Annotated in this window: 14 protein-coding genes; 7 read left to right on the plus strand and 7 right to left on the minus strand. The window is 71.3% G+C overall.

Features of this window, described 5'->3' with window-relative positions; genetic code table 11:
• Positions 1 to 144 precede the first annotated feature (144 nt).
• On the plus strand, positions 145 to 567 hold the full coding sequence (locus ACFSE6_RS14675) for a hypothetical protein (RefSeq protein WP_388008668.1): 423 nt from the start codon (positions 145 to 147) through the stop codon (positions 565 to 567).
• Positions 564 to 1,628 carry an anthranilate phosphoribosyltransferase gene (gene trpD / locus ACFSE6_RS14680; RefSeq protein ID WP_388008671.1) on the plus strand — a complete coding sequence of 355 codons (1,065 nt, stop codon included), beginning with the start codon at positions 564 to 566 and terminating at the stop codon, positions 1,626 to 1,628. Before ACFSE6_RS14675 ends, trpD begins: the two co-directional genes overlap by 4 nt.
• Positions 1,629 to 1,766: 138 nt before the next feature.
• Here trpD and ACFSE6_RS14685 read toward each other — a convergent pair whose 3' ends face one another.
• From ACFSE6_RS14685 to ACFSE6_RS14695, 3 genes are all read right to left on the minus strand, one after another.
• Complete coding sequence (locus ACFSE6_RS14685; RefSeq protein WP_388008674.1) at positions 1,767 to 2,048, minus strand: Lrp/AsnC family transcriptional regulator; 282 nt, start codon at positions 2,046 to 2,048, stop codon at positions 1,767 to 1,769.
• A 25-nt stretch (positions 2,049 to 2,073) separates the two neighbouring features.
• Positions 2,074 to 3,870: a DEDD exonuclease domain-containing protein gene (locus ACFSE6_RS14690; RefSeq protein WP_388008677.1), complete on the minus strand. Its 1,797-nt coding sequence runs from the start codon at positions 3,868 to 3,870 to the stop codon at positions 2,074 to 2,076.
• A 109-nt stretch (positions 3,871 to 3,979) separates the two neighbouring features.
• A complete protein-coding gene (locus ACFSE6_RS14695; RefSeq protein ID WP_388008680.1) occupies positions 3,980 to 5,821 on the minus strand; it encodes an AMP-dependent synthetase/ligase in 1,842 nt (613 codons plus the stop codon).
• A gap of 138 nt (positions 5,822 to 5,959) precedes the next feature.
• On the opposite strand from ACFSE6_RS14695, the gene ACFSE6_RS14700 reads away from it, so the two are divergent.
• Positions 5,960 to 6,898, plus strand: a complete 939-nt coding sequence (locus ACFSE6_RS14700) for an ROK family glucokinase (protein WP_388008683.1) — start codon at positions 5,960 to 5,962, stop codon at positions 6,896 to 6,898.
• On the opposite strand, the gene ACFSE6_RS14705 is transcribed toward ACFSE6_RS14700, so the two are convergent.
• A complete protein-coding gene (locus ACFSE6_RS14705; RefSeq protein ID WP_388008686.1) occupies positions 6,895 to 7,449 on the minus strand; it encodes a hypothetical protein in 555 nt (184 codons plus the stop codon). The genes ACFSE6_RS14700 and ACFSE6_RS14705 overlap by 4 nt on opposite strands.
• Positions 7,450 to 7,553: 104 nt before the next feature.
• Between ACFSE6_RS14705 and ACFSE6_RS14710 the strand changes: the two genes are divergently transcribed.
• From ACFSE6_RS14710 to ACFSE6_RS14720, 3 genes are read left to right on the plus strand one after another with little or no spacing between them, the layout of a single operon-like run.
• Positions 7,554 to 8,780, plus strand: a complete 1,227-nt coding sequence (locus ACFSE6_RS14710) for a pyrophosphate--fructose-6-phosphate 1-phosphotransferase (RefSeq protein WP_388008689.1) — start codon at positions 7,554 to 7,556, stop codon at positions 8,778 to 8,780.
• A gap of 16 nt (positions 8,781 to 8,796) precedes the next feature.
• The gene (locus ACFSE6_RS14715) at positions 8,797 to 10,149 is read left to right on the plus strand and encodes a class II 3-deoxy-7-phosphoheptulonate synthase (RefSeq protein WP_388008692.1); all 1,353 of its coding nucleotides are present in this window, start codon (positions 8,797 to 8,799) and stop codon (positions 10,147 to 10,149) included.
• Positions 10,150 to 10,189: 40 nt separating this feature from the next.
• Positions 10,190 to 10,798, plus strand: coding sequence for a molybdopterin-dependent oxidoreductase (locus tag ACFSE6_RS14720; protein WP_388008695.1), 609 nt, complete (start codon positions 10,190 to 10,192; stop codon positions 10,796 to 10,798).
• 38 nt (positions 10,799 to 10,836) lie between these two features.
• Here ACFSE6_RS14720 and pknB read toward each other — a convergent pair whose 3' ends face one another.
• A complete protein-coding gene (gene pknB, locus ACFSE6_RS14725; protein ID WP_388008698.1) occupies positions 10,837 to 12,825 on the minus strand; it encodes a Stk1 family PASTA domain-containing Ser/Thr kinase in 1,989 nt (662 codons plus the stop codon).
• Positions 12,826 to 12,896: 71 nt separating this feature from the next.
• On the minus strand, positions 12,897 to 14,432 hold the full coding sequence (locus tag ACFSE6_RS14730) for a LysM peptidoglycan-binding domain-containing protein (protein ID WP_388008701.1): 1,536 nt from the start codon (positions 14,430 to 14,432) through the stop codon (positions 12,897 to 12,899).
• A gap of 135 nt (positions 14,433 to 14,567) precedes the next feature.
• Here ACFSE6_RS14730 and ACFSE6_RS14735 point away from each other — a divergent pair, with 135 nt between their 5' ends.
• Positions 14,568 to 14,954: an Rv2175c family DNA-binding protein gene (locus ACFSE6_RS14735; RefSeq protein WP_388008704.1), complete on the plus strand. Its 387-nt coding sequence runs from the start codon at positions 14,568 to 14,570 to the stop codon at positions 14,952 to 14,954.
• 18 nt (positions 14,955 to 14,972) lie between these two features.
• Here ACFSE6_RS14735 and ACFSE6_RS14740 read toward each other — a convergent pair whose 3' ends face one another.
• Positions 14,973 to 16,067 carry a polyprenyl synthetase family protein gene (locus ACFSE6_RS14740; RefSeq protein WP_388008707.1) on the minus strand — a complete coding sequence of 365 codons (1,095 nt, stop codon included), beginning with the start codon at positions 16,065 to 16,067 and terminating at the stop codon, positions 14,973 to 14,975.
• Positions 16,068 to 16,133: the final 66 nt, after the last annotated feature.

A 16,133-nucleotide genomic window follows, 5' to 3' on the forward strand; every position in this document is an offset into this window, starting at 1 on the left:
CGGCTCGGGCGCGCTCGTGCGTCGTCGGTGACCGACGCGGCCCGGCCAGGTGTGACGGGGACCACCTGTAGCCGGGCATTAACATGAGGCGCGGGCCGCGCTCAGGCGGCTCGTCCGCACGCCGATCCGCGCAGGAGGACAAGGATGACCAGCGCCCCCGCAGCCGACGAGGAGACCGTCGATCTGCTGATCTACAGCGACGACGTGGACACCCGCCGGGCTGTCATCGACTCGGTGGGGCGGCGTCCCGGCAAGGGCCTGCCGGCCGTGCGGTGGACCGAGGCCGCCACCCGCGACGGAGCATTCACCAAGGTTCGCAACGGGGACTTCGCGCTGCTGGTCCTCGACGGCGAGACGGCGAAGGCCGGCGGGATGGCGTTGGCACGGGAGCTCAAGAGCGAGATCTACGACTGCCCGCACGCCATCATCCTCACCGCTCGGGCCGAGGACCGGTGGTTGGCGACATGGGCGGACGCCGACGCGATCGTGCCGGCACCCTACGATCCGATCGCGCTCCAGGAGGCCGTCGCAGGCCTGCTGCAGCAGCATGCGGGCGCGTCGCGATGACCGCAGGGGCCGAGCGGTCGTGGCCGGACCTCCTGTCGCGCGTCATCGCCCGCGAGGACCTGTCCGCCGACGAGACGGCATGGGCGATGGACCAGGTGATGACCGACCGCACCACGCCGGAGGTTCTGGCCGGGTTCCTCGTCGGGCTCGCCACGAAGGGGGAGACTGTCGCGGAGGTCCGCGGTCTGGCCGATGCGATGCTGACCCACTCCGTCCCCGTGGACGTCGACGGCTCCGACGCCGTCGACGTCGTCGGCACCGGGGGGGACCGGTTGCACACGGTGAACATCTCGACGATGGCCTCGCTCGTCGTCGCGGGTGCCGGCGTCGGCGTGGTCAAGCACGGCAACCGTGCGTCAAGTTCCTCGTCGGGCAGCGCCGACGTGCTGGAGGCGCTCGGCGTCGATCTCAACCTGCCCGTCGACGGCGTCGCCCGGGTCTACCGCGAGGTCGGCATCACGTTCTGCTTCGCCACCGTGTTCCACCCGTCGATGCGGTTCGCCGGACCGACCCGCCGGGAGCTCGCGGTGGCGACCGTGTTCAACATCCTCGGTCCCCTCACCAACCCGGCCCGCACGAGGGCTGGCGCCATCGGCGTAGCGCGCGCCTCCGCCGCGCCTCTGGTCGCCGGCGTGCTCGCCGCCCGAGGCGCCAGCGCGCTCGTCTTCCGGGGCCGCAACGGCCTGGACGAACTCTCTGCCACGGCGGTGAACGGCGTCTGGGAGGTCCGGGACGGGCAGATCCACGAACACACGATCGACGCCGTCGCCGAGCTCGGCCTGGCTCCGGCGACGGTGGGCGACCTGCGGGGGCACGACGCCGGACACAACGCCGACGTCGCTCGCCGGCTCCTGGCCGGCGAGCGCGGCCCGGTGCGAGAGGCGGTGCTGCTCAACGCGGCCGCGGCCCTCGTCGCCCACGGCCGTCTCCCCGGTACTGGACCGGACAGTGGAGATCTGCTGACACGATTGCGCGCCGCGCTCGAGCACGCCGCTCGTGCCGTGGACTCTGGTGCAGCCGCCGGCGTGCTCGATCGCTGGGTGCAGGCTACCCGCGGCTAGCTGCGCTGCGGGCGGGACGCTCGTTCCTCACGCCCACCCTCGCTGCGCCTTCGTCAGTCCCGGGTTGGTGGTCGGACTTCCTCAGCTGCGCTGCGGGCGGGACGCTCGTTCCTCACGCCCACCCTCGCTGCGCCTTCGTCAGTCCTCCAGCCCGATGTGGAAGGCCTGCTCCAAGTCGTGCTGCGAGTAGGCCTGGAAAGCGATGTACGTCTGGGTCCGCAGCACGCCGGGCACCTTGCCGAGCTTGTCGGAGACCACATCGGCCAGGTCGTCGTGCTGGCGCACGCGAGCGATGGCCACCAGATCGATGTCGCCGGTAACCGAGTACACCTCACTGATGCCCGGGAGGTCCGCGACCTCCTGGGCGACCTCCGGGATGCGGGCGACGTCGGCGTCGATGAGGACGATGGCAGTCAACATGCGGCCATCATGACGCACTGCCGGCTCATCCGGCGGTGGGCACGCGGTGCCGCGCGGCGCCACGTACCGGACACGCGAGCGGAACCGGTCCCTCCTCGACGGCCACGAGGCGGACCCCCGGCTGCTCGAGCCAGGAGGCGATCAGCTCCGTCTCCTCCACGGGAGCCGCGCCGCAGGCAGCCTCCGGAGCCCGCACCACCTCGCCCCCGGCCCGCAGTGCGCCGACCACCGGCATCGGATCCTCGCCCGCACGCGAGACGGCCGTCCCGGCGAGTCGGCCGAACCTGGCCAGGACGAACTCCCACCCTCCCGACTCCTTACGGCGCGCCGCGAGAATCTCCGGCGTCGCGACGAGCGGGCGCAGCCGTTCGGCGCGCCGTGCGCCCTGCAGCAGTGCCGCCAGGCGGTCCCGCTGGATCGCTGCCTCCTCGTACCGCTGCTGGCGTGCCAGCTCGGCGATCTTCTCGTGCAACCGCGCCGCTGCGCCGTCGACCTGGGCCCGAAGTGCCTCCCGGACCGGCCGGACCGCGCCGCGATAGAGCTCGACGGTCTGACCGCCCACGCACGGTGCGCCGCATCGGTTCATCTCGGCGAGCGCACAGGCGCTGGCTCCGGCGCGAGGTGCCTGGGGGAGCCGGGAGGTGCACCGGCGGACCGGGGCCACCTCCTGCAGCGCCTCGAGGGCCGACATGGCGGCCCGGCGACTCCCGAACGGTCCGAGGACCTCGGCCATCTCCGCCGAGCCCACCCGGCGAACCACGCTGAGCCGCGGGAAGGGCTCATCGGTCAGCCGCAGCCACGGCCGTCGCTCTGGTCTGCGGGACCGCCGGTTGTACGGCGGGTCGAGCTCCGCGATGAGCCGCAGTTCCCGCACCTGCGCCTCGAGCACCGTCGCGCACGGCACCGGCCGCACCCCGACAGCGATGTCGAGCATCTCCCCGATACGCCGGCGCTTCTCCCCGGCAGTGAAGTACTGGCGCACCCGCCGCCGCAGGTTCGACGCCGTGCCGACGTAGAGCACCTCACGCCCCGGGCCGAGGAACTGGTACACGCCCGGCCCGCCAGGCAGCCCGTCGGCCATGGCCGATTTCCGACGGCGCCGCGGCGGGACGGGGTCCGTGGCGGTCCGCAGGTCCTCGAGGTGCGTGACCCCGAGGGGCGCAGCGCGGGCGAGGAGGCCGTGCAGCACGTCGACCGTCGCGCGGGCGTCCGTCAGAGCGCGGTGGTCAGGGGTCACTTTGGCATGGAAGAGCTGGGCGAGCGTGCCGAGACGATGATTGGGGGCCTCGTCCCTGGTCACCAACCGGCGCGCCATCGCCACCGTGTCCAACACCTGGGGACGTGGCCAGACGAGATCCATCCGCTCGGTGGCCTGCCGGAGGAAGCCGATATCGAACCCCGCGTTGTGGGCGACGACCACCGTCCCCGGTGCACCGGGATCGGCTCCGGCCAGGCCGGCGAACTCGAGGAAGGAGGGGAGGACCTCGCTGATCCGCGGAGCGGCCACGACCATGGCGTTCGTGATGCCGGTCAGGACCGTGACGGTCGGGGGAATCGCCGTGCCCGGGTTCACCAGCGTCTGGAACTCGCCCAGCACCTCGCCCCCGCGGACCTTGACGGCGCCGACCTCCGTGATCTCGGCGTCGGTGGGTGAACCACCGGTCGTCTCGAGGTCAACCACCACGAACGTGACCTCGTGCAACGGTGTGCCGACCTCGTCGAGGCCGAGCTGGACGGGACGGCCGTGCCCGGAGGCGGTCCGCGTGCGGTCGTCGAGCGAGAGCCGGCCACCCGGGGCGGTTTCGAGCAGGGACGAGGCCATGGCCGCGACCGTAGGCGCGACCACCCACACCGCCCCGCCCGACACGATCATGTTGCCGGAAAGGGGTGTCGAAGCCCGACCGACCGCCTCCGGACGGTGACGTCCGGGCTCAGGCGTGGTCGCGCGGTCGTGCCGCGCGTGCCGCAGCGGCACCGGCGTAGAAGTCGTCCACGACCCCGGCGAAGTCAGCGAGAACGAGCTGGCGCTTCACCTTCATCGACGGCGTGAGGTAGCCGTTCTCGACCGTGAAGTCCGTGTCGAGGACGGTGAACTCCTTGATCTGCTCGGCCCGCGAGACCGCGCCGTTGGCCCGCTCCACGGCCGCCTGGAGGTGTTCACGCACCATGGGGTCTTGCGCTGCGTCGGTGACCGAGAGCTCCTCCCGGCCGTGATTCGCGAGCCAGCCCGGCAGCATCTCCGGATCCAGCGTGATGAGCGCGCCGATGAACGGGCGTTGATCTCCCACCACGACGCACTGCGAGACGATCGGGTGCGCCCGGATCTGGTCCTCCAGCGGCGCCGGTGCGACGTTCTTGCCACCGGCCGTGACGATGATCTCCTTCTTGCGGCCGGTGATGCGCAGGTAACCGTCCTCGTCCATCGACCCGAGGTCGCCGGTATGGAACCAGCCGTCCTCGAGTGCCTCGGCCGTCGCCTCCGGGTTGTTGTGGTAGGCCCGGAACACGGGAATACCCTTGGCGAGGATCTCCCCGTCGTCGGCGATACGGATGGACGTGCCCGGCAGCGGCGGTCCCACGGTTCCGATCTTGATCTTGTCCGGTCGGTTGACGTTGGTCGGTGCGGTCGTCTCGGTCAGGCCGTAGCCCTCCAGCACCACCAAGCCGACGCCGCGGTAGAAGTGCCCCAGCCGTTCGCCGAGCGGAGCGCCGCCGGAGATCGCGTAGCGGGCCCGGCCCCCGAGTGCGTCGCGGATCTTGCTGAGGACGAGGCGATCGGCGATCTTGTGCCGCGCCCGCAGCACGGCGGACGGACCCGACGGTGTGTCCAGCGCGCGCGAGTACGCGATCGACGACGCCGCGGACCACCGGAAGATCTTCGTCTTCAATCCACCGCCGGTGCGCTGCTCGACACCGTTGTAGACCTTCTCCCACACGCGCGGCACGGACAGGATGAAGGTAGGACGGAAGGTCGCCAGGTCCGCGACGGCCTGCTTGACGTCCGGCGTGTGCCCGAGGGGCTTGCCGGCCAGTAGCACCACGACCTCGACGAACCGTGCGAAGACGTGCGCCAGCGGGATGAACAGCAACGAGCGCGCGCCCTCCTCGCGGAAGATGACCGACAGGTCGTTCATCGCCTCGAGCGAGAGCAGCACGAAGTTGCCGTGCGTGAGCTCCACACCCTTGGGTCGGCCCGTGGTGCCGGAGGTGTAGATGATCGTCGCGAGGGAGTCCAGGCCCACGCCCGCACTGCGCTCGGCGATCTCGGCGTCCGGCACGTCGCTGCCGAGCTCGGCCAACGTATCCAGACCGCCGTCGTCGATCTGCCACACCCGTCCGAGATTCGACAGCCCGCCGGAGAGCGTGCGGGCCTGCTCGATGGTGGCCGCGTTGTCGGCGTGCTCGACGACGGCGACTGTGCAGTCGGAGTCGGACAGGATCCAGTGCGCCTGCTCGGGTGAGGACGTCTCGTACACCGGCACCGGCACGGCACCGGCCAGCCACGCGGCGAGGTCGACGAGCGTCCACTCGAACCGCGTCCGCGACATGATGGCGACCTTCTCGCCGGGGCCGACTCCTGCGGCGACGAGGCCCTTGGCGATCCGGGTGACCCGCTCCAGCGTGGCCGCCGCGCTGTGCGGCACCCACGTATCACCGACCTTCTCCTCGTACAACGGCGCCTCCGGCCGCTGACGGGCATGGTCGACGAGGTAGTCGGTGATGCTGCGGGAGGGGTCGACGTCGATCCCTCGTGGCGTGCTGAACTCGTTCATCGCTGGCTCCGTCGGCAGTGCGGGGCGTCGCCCCGGTGGCGGGTGCTTGACTGACAGTATCCGTCACCCAGGGCCACGGGCGGGTCGATGCGGCGGACGGACACGTGGTCCGCGGCGGATTCCGGGCACAATGCGAGCATGCTGACCGTAGGCGTGGACATCGGTGGGACCAAGATCGCTGCAGGAGTCGTCGAGGAGGACGGGAGCCTGCTCGAACACACCCAACACCCTACCGATCCGACCGACCCGGCAGCGATCGAGGCCGCCGTCACCGCCGCCGTGACCGAGCTGCGGGAACGGCACGAGATCGGCGCCGTCGGCGTCGCCGCCGCCGGCTACGTGAGCCCGCTGCGCGACGCGATGGTCTTCGCGCCGAACATCTCCTGGCGGGACTATCCGCTGCGGGACCGTCTCGCGACCGGCATCGACCTGCCGATCGTCGTCGAGAACGACGCGAACGCGGCGGGTTGGGCGGAGTTCCGGTTCGGTGCGGGCGAGGCGATCTCGAGCATGGTGATGCTCACCGTCGGTACCGGGCTGGGTGGCGCCGTCATCCACGACGGGCGCCTGCTACGTGGCGCTTTCGGTGCCGCCGGGGAGTTCGGGCACATGGAGATGGTGCCCAACGGTCACTACTGCGGTTGCGGTCAGGAAGGATGCTGGGAGATGTACGCCTCCGGCCGGGCGCTGACCAGGGCGGCCCGGGCGGCTGCGGTGGCCCAGCCCGACCGTATCGGCGCACTCGTCGAGGCCGCCGGCGGACCGGACCAGGCGATCGAAGGACGGCACGTGACCGCGGCGGCCCAGGCGGGCGATCCGCTCGCCAAGGAGTTGTTCGCCGAGCTCGGCGGGTGGCTCGGGAAAGGGATCGCCGACCTGGTCGCCGTGGTCGATCCCGAACTGGCGGTCGTCGGTGGTGGCGTCGTCGACGCCGGCGACCTCCTCATGGAGCCGGCGCGCCAGGCCTTCCGGCGGCACCTGACCGCCCGCGGCTTTCGGGGTGAGCTGCGAATCGAGGTGGCCGAGATGGGGAACGAGGCGGGCATCATCGGCGCCGCCGATCTCGCCCGCCGTTAGACGACAGCGCCGTCGTCGTGATCGTCCTCGTCGCGACCGGCGGGCATCCGCCACAGCAGCAGCCCGATCCCGCACAGCAGCGCCGCACCGAGGGCCAGAAGCAGCCAGCGTGGGGGAGAGGCGAGCACGACCAGCACCAGGGCGGCGAGCAACGATCCGGCGGTCGCGACCCATCCCAGCGTGAGAACCGGGTCGGCTCCGCCGATCGGCTCCGGGTCGGGTGGCACGAACCGGTCGCCGTCGGGGTCCTCCGGCTCGACGTAGTCGCGCGGGCCCAGGGCACGCTCGGCGAACAGGTCACGCGAGGGCGCGAATGCGCCCGGATCGAGCGCACCGTCTCGGTCCGGGCGCCTCTGCGGGACGTCGGTCTGCGGGTTCTCGTCCGTGCCCGCAGACCCGCCGTCGCCACGGGCCGTCTCGGCGTCCTCGCGCAGACCGTCCGGGACCTGGAGGTCACCGAGGTCTGCGGTCAGCTCCGCCCATCGCTGCGCCACCGTGGCGTCGTCGAGCGGCCCCGGTTCGGTGTCGCCGTCGCGGGAAGGTCCGGCCATACGGCAACTCTACGGCGGCAAGGGCCACCCGCGTCGACCCCGCGTGAGATGGACCTAGGATGAATGCCGGTCCAGCTTCCCCGAGACACTACGAAAGGTCGCCGATGTCGGTCCGTCGCGTCGCCCTCCTCACCGCGGGCGGCTTCGCCCCTTGCCTGTCCTCCGCCGTCGGCGGGCTTATCGAGCGCTACACGGAGATCGCGCCGGAGATCGAGCTCATCGCCTACGAACACGGCTACCACGGCCTGCTCACCGGCACGAAGATCACCATCGACGATGATGCCCGCCGTGGCGCGGGCGTCCTGCACCGCTTCGGCGGCAGCCCCATCGGCAACTCTCGGGTGAAGCTGACGAACGCCGAGGACCTGGTGCGCCGCGGCCTCGTCCGTGAGGGAGAGAACCCCCTCGCCGTGGCGGCCGAGCAGCTGCGCGCCGACGGCGTGGACGTGCTGCACACCATCGGCGGCGACGACACGAATACCACCGCGGCCGACCTGGCCGCCTACCTCGAGGACAACGGCTACCACCTGACCGTGGTCGGCCTGCCCAAGACGATCGACAACGACGTGGTCCCGATCCGTCAGTCCCTCGGCGCCTGGACGGCCGCCGAGGAGGCGAGCGAGTTCGCGCAGAACATCATCGGCGAGCACCGGGTCAGCCCGCGGATGCTCATCGTGCACGAGGTCATGGGCCGGCACTGCGGGTGGCTCACCGCGGCGGCCGCGCACCGTTACCGCGCCTGGCTGGACACGCAGGAATGGGTGCCCAGCCTCGGGCTCAGCCGCGAGCGCTGGGACGTCCACGCGGTCTTCGTCCCCGAGATGGCGCTGGACATCGCCGGCGAGGCCGACCGGTTGCGCGGGGTGATGGACAGCCTGGGGAACGTCAACATCTTCCTCTCCGAAGGTGCCGGCGTGCCCGAGATCGTCGCCGAGCTCGAGGCCAAGGGCGAAGAGGTCCAGCGCGACCCGTTCGGCCACGTCAAGCTCGACACCATCAACCCTGGTGCATGGTTCGCGAAGCAGTTCGCGGAGAAGCTCGGGGCGGAGAAGGTCATGGTCCAGAAGTCGGGCTACTTCTCGCGGTCCTCCCGGGCGAACGCGGAGGATCTCCGCCTCATCAAGTCGATGACCGACCTCGCCGTGCAGTGCGCGCTGGAGTCGACCTCGGGTGTCATCGGTCACGATGAGGAGGACAGCGACCGACTCAAGGCGGTGCCGTTCCCCCGTATCGCCGGCGGCAAGGCCTTCGACATCACCCAGCCCTGGTTCACCGACATGATGGGCGCCATCGGCCAGTCCGTGAGCGCCGCCCCGGCGGCGGCCCACTGACGCCTATCCTGCGCACGTGAGTATCGAGGCACCCCCGGAGGTCCTGGACGGGTTACGGCACTGGCGAACGCTTCCGGCGCGGCAGCAGCCGACCTGGCCCGACCCCGAGGAACTGGCACGCGTCACGGAGGAGCTTCAGGGATACCCGCCGCTGGTGTTCGCCGGCGAGGCGGACAGTCTGCGGGCCAAGCTCGCCATGGCTGCCGAGGGCGAGGCGTTCCTGCTCCAGGGCGGCGACTGCGCCGAGACGTTCGCCGAATCGACCGCGGACCGCATCCGGAACAAGATCCGCACGATCCTCCAGATGTCCGCCGTCCTGACCTACGGCGCCTCGCTGCCCGTGATCAAGATGGGGCGGATGGCCGGGCAGTTCGCCAAGCCCCGCAGCGCAGACACCGAGACCCGGGAGGGAGTGACCCTGCCGGTCTACCGGGGCGACGCGGTCAACGGGCACGCCTTCACGGAGCAGTCGCGGACGCCGGACCCGCAGCGCCTGCTCGAGGCGTACCACCGGTCCGCGACGATCATCAACCTCATCCGCGCCTTCACCTACGGCGGGTTCGCCGACCTGCGCGAGGTGCACCAGTGGAACCGCGGTTTCACCGCCAATCCCGCCTATGCGCGCTACGAGGTGCTGGCGAACGAGATCGACCGCGCGATGCGGTTCATGCGTGCCGCAGGCGTCGATTTCGACGCCCTGCGCACCGTCGACATGTACACCTCGCACGAGGCGTTGCTGCTCGACTACGAGGCGGCGATGACGCGGATCGACTCGCGCTCCGGACATCCGTACAACACCTCAGCCCATTTCCTGTGGATCGGGGAGCGGACGCGGCAGCTCGACGGTCCGCACGTCGACCTGCTCTCCCGGGTGCACAACCCGATCGGCGTCAAGCTCGGCCCGACGACCACTGCGGACGACGCGCTGGCGCTGGCGGACGCGCTCAACCCGGAGAACGAACGGGGCCGGCTGACCTTCATCACCCGAATGGGCGCCGGTCGGATCCGTGAGGTGCTGCCCGCCCTGGCCGAACGCGTGCGGGCCGAAGGCCGCAACGTCACGTGGGTGTGCGACCCGATGCACGGCAACACCATCACGTCGCCGTCCGGGTACAAGACCCGTGAGTTCAGCACCGTGATCGACGAGGTGCACGGATTCTTCGAGGTGCACCACGGCGTCGGCACGGTCCCGGGTGGACTGCACGTCGAGCTCACCGGTGACGATGTCACCGAGGTGCTCGGTGGAAGTGAGCACGTGGACGAGGAGGCTCTGGCCCGCCGGTACGAAACGTTGGTGGATCCGCGCCTGAACCACCAGCAGTCCCTCGAGATGGCCTTCGACGTCGCCGAGATGCTGCGCGACCACTGAGAGCCGGGCGGTGATGGGGCAGGACGACAGGCAGGATGCGATGGGCGCCGGCGTCACGGTGCCGCCACGGCTACCTGCGGACCGGTTCATCCCGCCCGGCCAGCGCCTGGTCGCCACCGCACCGGTCATGCACTACGGCCCGGTCCCGCGGCGCCGACCGGAGCGTTGGCGCCTGACGGTCGGCGGGGCCACCGCGGACGGCGAGGCGCGCGCGCTGACGATGGATGAGGTGCTCGCCTTCCCGCCGCTCGAGGTGGTCGCCGACATGCACTGTGCCACCGGATGGACCTCTGTGGACCAGCGCTGGTCAGGAGTAGCGGCACGCGACGTCGTCCGCAGCGTGCCCCCGCGTCCGGACGTCGAGCACGTACTGGTCGTTGCGGAGTACGGGTACGCCACGACCATCCGGCTCGAGGACCTGACCTCCCCGCGCGCCGTGCTCGCCACCCATCACGACGGCGAGCCCCTCAGCGACGAACGGGGCGGGCCGATGCGGTTGATCCTCCCGCACCTGTACACCTGGAAGGGCCCGAAGTGGGTGCGGGGCTGGGACTACCTCACCGGCGTCGTGCGGGGGTTCTGGGAGGAACGTGGCTACCACCTGCGTGGCGACGCGTGGCGTGCGGAACGCTACGCCCACCAGGAATGAATAGCCGGCCGGCCGCGCTCGGTCCGGGCCCGGCCAGGTCAGACGACGGTGAGGGTGATGACGGTGTCCTGCGGCACCATGGCGCCCGGCTCTGGATCCTGGGATCGTACAGTGCCGAAGTAGCCCCCGAGGATCTCATCGACCTCGACGGTGAATCCGGCGTCCTCGAGCGTCTGTCGCGCCTGCCCGACCTGCTGACCGACAACGCTCGGAACCTCGTGCAGCTCAGGTCCGAGGGAGACGACGACGTCGACGGCGTCACCGCGATAGAGCTGCTCTCCAGGGCCCGGTGAGACCGAGATGACCGACCCTTCCGGGACCTCCTCGTGATGCTCCTGGGACTCCTGGCCCACCGTCAGTCCGGCCTCTTCCAGCGCCGCCACGGCGTCCTCGCGGGTCCTGCCCGTGATGTCCGGGACCTCCACCGGCTCCCGGCCCGCCGAGACGACGACGTCCACGGGCCGGTCATGCCGCACTGTCTCGCCCGCCTGCGGCGACGTCCCCACGACAGCACCCTCCGGCACGCTGTCGTGGTACTCCTCGGAGGTCTCGCCCACCGTCAGCCCGGTGTCCTCGATGGCAGCCGTCGCCTCGTCGAGTGTGCGGCCTGAGACGTCCGGGACGTCGAGCATGAGAACCCCTTCGGACACCACGACGGTGATCGAACCGTCCTGGTGCACCTCGGCGCCCGGCCCCGGCTCGGTCGAGATGACGACGCCGGCCGGCACGTCGTCGTGATGGTCCCGCGTCACCCGCGCCTCGAGGCCCGCCTGCCTGACCTCGGCGACCGCGTCGGCCTCCTGCATCCCCACCACATCCGGCGCCGGAACGGTCGCGCCGGGGCCGACCTGGAACCACCACGTCACTCCGGCGCCTGCGATCAGGCCCAGGACGAGAAGGACGGCGAGCACACGTGGCCACGCGCGCCGGCGGCGCCGGACCGGTGCGGCCTCCTGCTGGGACGGGGGAGGGATCGCCCCGATCGGGAGCGCGACCGTGCCGTGCCCGGTGCCGGCCGCCTCGTCCGCGCCGGTCCGGCGCAGCGCCGTCGTGCTATCGGGATCGGACCCGCGCGAGGCGGCGGAGGCAACCGGCCCGCCGGTCCCCTCATCGGTGCGCGGTCCCTCCGGTCCGCCGCCCCTGCCGGCGGGCACCTCGGCGGCACGCGCCAGCATGGCGTCGTCGAGCGCGTCGTGGCAGCGCCGGACGAGGGCCAGCGCTGCGGCCGCGTCGTCGGGACGGTCGGCGAGCTCCCGAGCGGCCAGCGCCAGCACCAGCTCGTCGAGCTCGGCCGGCAGCCAGTCCACCTGCTCGGAGGGCGGCGGGATGCGGCCGTTGACATGCTGGAACGCGACCTGGATGGGGGCCTCGCCGGTGAACGGCTGGTGCCCGGTGATCAGTTCGTACAGCAGGATCCCTACGGCGTATACGTCCGTACGGGGGTCGGCGGTGCCGTCGGTCACCACCTCCGGCGCGAGGTACGCAACCGTGCCGAGCACGGTCCCGGTGGTGGCCGCCGTCGCCTCGGTGACGGCGCGCGCGAGCCCGAAATCGGCCACCTTTGCCCGCCCGTCCGCGGTGAGGAGCACGTTCTCCGGTTTGACGTCGCGGTGCACCAGGCCCGCTCGGTGCGCACTGGCCAGGGCGTCGAGGATCTGTTCGGTGAGAGTCAGGGCTTCACCGAGCGGGAGGGCGCCGCGGCTACGCAGCACGGCCCGCAGGTTCGGCCCCTCGACGTACTCCATCGCGAGGTAGCTGGCCTCGCCGGCCGCCCCCTGGTCGTGGACGGCGACGACACCGGGGTGGGTCAGCCGGGCAGCGGCGCGCGCCTCACGGCGGAACCGCGCGACGAAATCGGGGCTCTCGGCCAGGTGCGGATGCATGACCTTCACGGCCACGGTCCGGTCCAGGCGGCGATCCGTCGCCCGGTAGACCGTGGCCATCCCGCCCCGCGCGATGCGCGACGTCACCTCGTACCGCTCGTCGACCAACCGGCCGATCATGGGGTCGAGGGTCGTCGTGTCCACCCGGCGAGCGTATCCGTCCCGGCGCAGATCTCCCGGTGCGGCGTGCCGTGTCGGGCTCGGTCTTGGACCGGTCAGAACCGGTTCATGTGCGAGCGGATGGCGTCGACGTAGCTCCGGGTGTCCGAGAACATGCCGTTGCTGCGCACGGAGCTCAGGCCCTGGTAATAACCCGCGATGCCCTCGTCGAGGGAGTTCGCGCTGCTCTGCAGCGCCCGGATGATCGCCACCCCTGCGACGACGTTGTCGTACGGGTCGAGGAGGTTGAGCTCGCGGCCCACGAGGTCCGAGGCCCACTCACCGGAGGAGGGGATGACCTGCATGGTGCCGATCGCGTTCGCCGGCGAGACCGAGGCGTGGTTGAACCCGGACTCCTGGTAGGCGTGGGCCTGGGCGAGAGCGGGGTCGACACCCATCTGGCGGGCGACCTGGACGACCATCGACTGCATCGCGCTGCGCGAGGGGAGGTTCATCGACAGGAGGGCGGACTTGTTCGCGTTCGCCGATGCGACGGTCTCCTGCGGGTAGGTGCGGCCCGCGAAGCTGTCGCCGACGAGGTTCGTCGAGGTGGGCACCGTCAGGCGCTGGCCCACGTAGATCTGCGCCGCGGACCCGAGGTCGTTGGCGGCCACGACGGTCTGCACAGAGACGCCGAACCGGGCGGCGATGCCCGAGACGGTGTCCCCAGCCGCGACGGTGTAGCTGACCGGACTCGAGGAGTCCGAGGAGTTCGAGGAGTTCGACGACCGGCTCGGTGCGCCGTCGTCGGAACCTGCCGAGCCCGAGACGACGAGGCGCTGGCCGACGTAGATCAACGCATTCGCACCGAGGTTGTTCGCCTGGACGATGGTGCGCACCGAGGTGCCGTAGCGCTGCGCCAGGCCGGAGACCGTCTCTCCAGCGCGGACGGTGTGGGTACGCCCGCCGGAGTTCGAGGAGGGCGCCGTGCTCGAGGCCGGTGAGGAGGGCACGCTTGTCGAGCCGGGGGCGGACGGCGTGGACGAGCCGGAGGACTCACCGGAGACGCGCAGCCGCTGACCGACGTAGATGAGATCCGGCGAGTCCAGGCTGTTGAGTCGGACGAGGCGCTCGACGCTCGTCCCGGTCCGCGACGCCACCTGCGAGAGCGTGTCACCGGCGCGAACCGTGTACGTCCCGCGCGGCGCCCGCTGAGTCTGACCGCCCGACTCGTCGGCGGCGGCAGAGTCACCCCCCGACCGCTGCGGCGACCCGGCGGCGGACGGGATCCGCAGCATCTGGCCGACGCGGATGAGCGCGTCCGGTCCCAGGTTGTTCGCTCGGACGATGGCACTGACCGAGCTGCCGGTCCGTGCCGCGATGTGCGAGACGGTGTCACCGGCCACGACCCGGTAGGTCATCGACGGGGTCGCCGGTGCGATGGTGCGCTGCGTCGCCAGGGCGGTGGCGCCCGCGGTGGACGGTGTCACGGGCCTGATGTCGCCGGTGGGGGACGTCGGCGCCTGGCCGAACGTGCCGTGGGCGTGGGCGGGCACGGCCACCGAGACGGCGGTCGCCACGACCGCGAGGCCGAGGCCGGCCCGGCCGGCATTGCGGGCAGCGGCCCGAGAGCTGTTCTCGACCTTGCTCATCGATCCTCCATCGACCTGCGGTCAGTGACCTGTGTGAACCGTGATGTTGCTGTGACTTATGGAGCGTGTGTGACAGTAGCGACTCTTGTGGCGTGTCGACAACCCGTAGCACGGAATCTGACCTAAGCTCCCGGTGTGAGTGGTGTCCCTGACATACCCACGGCGCGTGAGCCCGCAGGGTGGTTCTCCGTGCCGGAGGCGGCCTCATTCCTCGGCGTACGCGACCGTGATGTGCGGTCGATGTTCCGGGAGCACCGACTCCTCGCCGTCCGGCAGGGCCCGAACGCGGCGTTGTCCGTCCCGGCGGAGCTCCTCCTCGGTCCGGACGAGCAGGACGGCCCGGCGCCGTTACCGACGCTGCGCGGCACCCTCATGGTGCTCGCCGATGCGGGTTTCGACGCCGAGGAGTCGTTCCGGTGGCTCTACACGCCCGACGACGAACTCGGCACCACACCCATCGAGGCCCTTCGGCAGCGCCGCACCCACGCGGTTCGCAGGGTGGCGCGCACGACGGCGTTCTGAGGCCCCGCCACCTCGGCGTCAGGCGCTGCGGCGCACCACCGCGGACGCCAGCTCGCGCAGCGCCCGCACCGCGGGGTCTGGCAGGTCGGCAGCGTCGAGGGCGCGAAGGCCCGCCGCATAACGTTCGCCGATGAGTTCCTCGTGGGCTTCCAGCGCGCCGGTGGCTCGCATGAGCTCCTGCAGACGCGCCACGTCGTGCTCGTGGAGGTCCTCGGCGCCGACACGTTCGCGGATGAGGGTGCGTCCCTCGGGGTCGGCACGGTCGACGGTCATGGCGAGCAGGACGGTCCGCTTCCCCTCACGGAGATCGTCGCCCGCCGGTTTGCCGGTCACCTCGGGGTCGCCGAACACGCCGAGGACGTCGTCGCGGAGCTGGAACGCCTCACCGAGGGGCAGCCCGACCGCCTGGAGCGCACCCATCAGCTCCGCATCCGCGCCGGCGAGTGCGGCACCAAGCACGAGTGGATGCTCGACGGAGTAGCGCGCCGACTTGTGCCGGACCACCTGCATCGCGCGTTCCACCGCGCCGGTGGGGCCGGCCTCGGTCTCGCTCCAGGGCAGCGCCTGGGCGCGTACGTCCAGATACTGACCGACCGCGACCTCGGCCGTCATCCGGTCGTAGACGCGGTGGGCGTCGCGCCCGGCGAGCGGGCCTGCGCTCGTGGCCGCCGCCTCCATCTCGGTCGCGGACACGGCCAGCAGCAGGTCGCCGAGCACGATCGCGCCCGCGACCCCGTAGGCACCGGGATCCCCGGCCCAGGCGCGTTCCTCGTGCTCGGCCGTGAAGCGGCGATGGGCAGCAGGCATGCCCCGGCGAGTCGCGGACCCGTCCATGACGTCGTCGTGGACGAGGGCGGCGGCCTGGAACAGTTCCAGGGCGCTACCCGCACGGATCACACAGTCACTCGTGGGCAGGGTCTCGCCGGCGGCGAGCCAGCCGGCTGCACACAGTCTCGGCCGCAACCGCTTGCCGCCGGTGAGGAGGGCGCGTGCCGGCGCAAGCAGGTCCGGCAGTGCGTCACCGACCGGCTCGAACGGGGCCGTCCACTCGGTGAGCGCGTCGTCGACTCGTCTCGAGACGGCATCGGCAAGGTCGGTGAGGACGCGGACCATGGTCCGACCCTACGGCGTGCATAGCCGCCGGGAACGACGCGGCAGGCCCGTCGCCACCCGGTCCAC

Origin of the sequence: Georgenia deserti, from assembly GCF_042680605.1 — a bacterium.
GTDB classification, from domain to species: domain Bacteria; phylum Actinomycetota; class Actinomycetes; order Actinomycetales; family Actinomycetaceae; genus Allobogoriella; species Allobogoriella deserti.

Excerpts from the sequence above, each read along its gene's own strand:
- ACFSE6_RS14675 (WP_388008668.1), top strand. The coding sequence starts at position 145 with ATGACCAGCGCCCCCGCAGCCGACGAGGAGACCGTCGATCTGCTGATC.
- trpD (WP_388008671.1), top strand. The coding sequence starts at position 564 with ATGACCGCAGGGGCCGAGCGGTCGTGGCCGGACCTCCTGTCGCGCGTC.
- ACFSE6_RS14685 (WP_388008674.1), bottom strand. The coding sequence starts at position 2,048 with ATGTTGACTGCCATCGTCCTCATCGACGCCGACGTCGCCCGCATCCCG.
- ACFSE6_RS14690 (WP_388008677.1), bottom strand. The coding sequence starts at position 3,870 with ATGGCCTCGTCCCTGCTCGAAACCGCCCCGGGTGGCCGGCTCTCGCTC.
- ACFSE6_RS14695 (WP_388008680.1), bottom strand. The coding sequence starts at position 5,821 with ATGAACGAGTTCAGCACGCCACGAGGGATCGACGTCGACCCCTCCCGC.
- ACFSE6_RS14700 (WP_388008683.1), top strand. The coding sequence starts at position 5,960 with ATGCTGACCGTAGGCGTGGACATCGGTGGGACCAAGATCGCTGCAGGA.
- ACFSE6_RS14705 (WP_388008686.1), bottom strand. The coding sequence starts at position 7,449 with ATGGCCGGACCTTCCCGCGACGGCGACACCGAACCGGGGCCGCTCGAC.
- ACFSE6_RS14710 (WP_388008689.1), top strand. The coding sequence starts at position 7,554 with ATGTCGGTCCGTCGCGTCGCCCTCCTCACCGCGGGCGGCTTCGCCCCT.
- ACFSE6_RS14720 (WP_388008695.1), top strand. The coding sequence starts at position 10,190 with ATGGGCGCCGGCGTCACGGTGCCGCCACGGCTACCTGCGGACCGGTTC.
- ACFSE6_RS14730 (WP_388008701.1), bottom strand. The coding sequence starts at position 14,432 with ATGAGCAAGGTCGAGAACAGCTCTCGGGCCGCTGCCCGCAATGCCGGC.
- ACFSE6_RS14740 (WP_388008707.1), bottom strand. The coding sequence starts at position 16,067 with ATGGTCCGCGTCCTCACCGACCTTGCCGATGCCGTCTCGAGACGAGTC.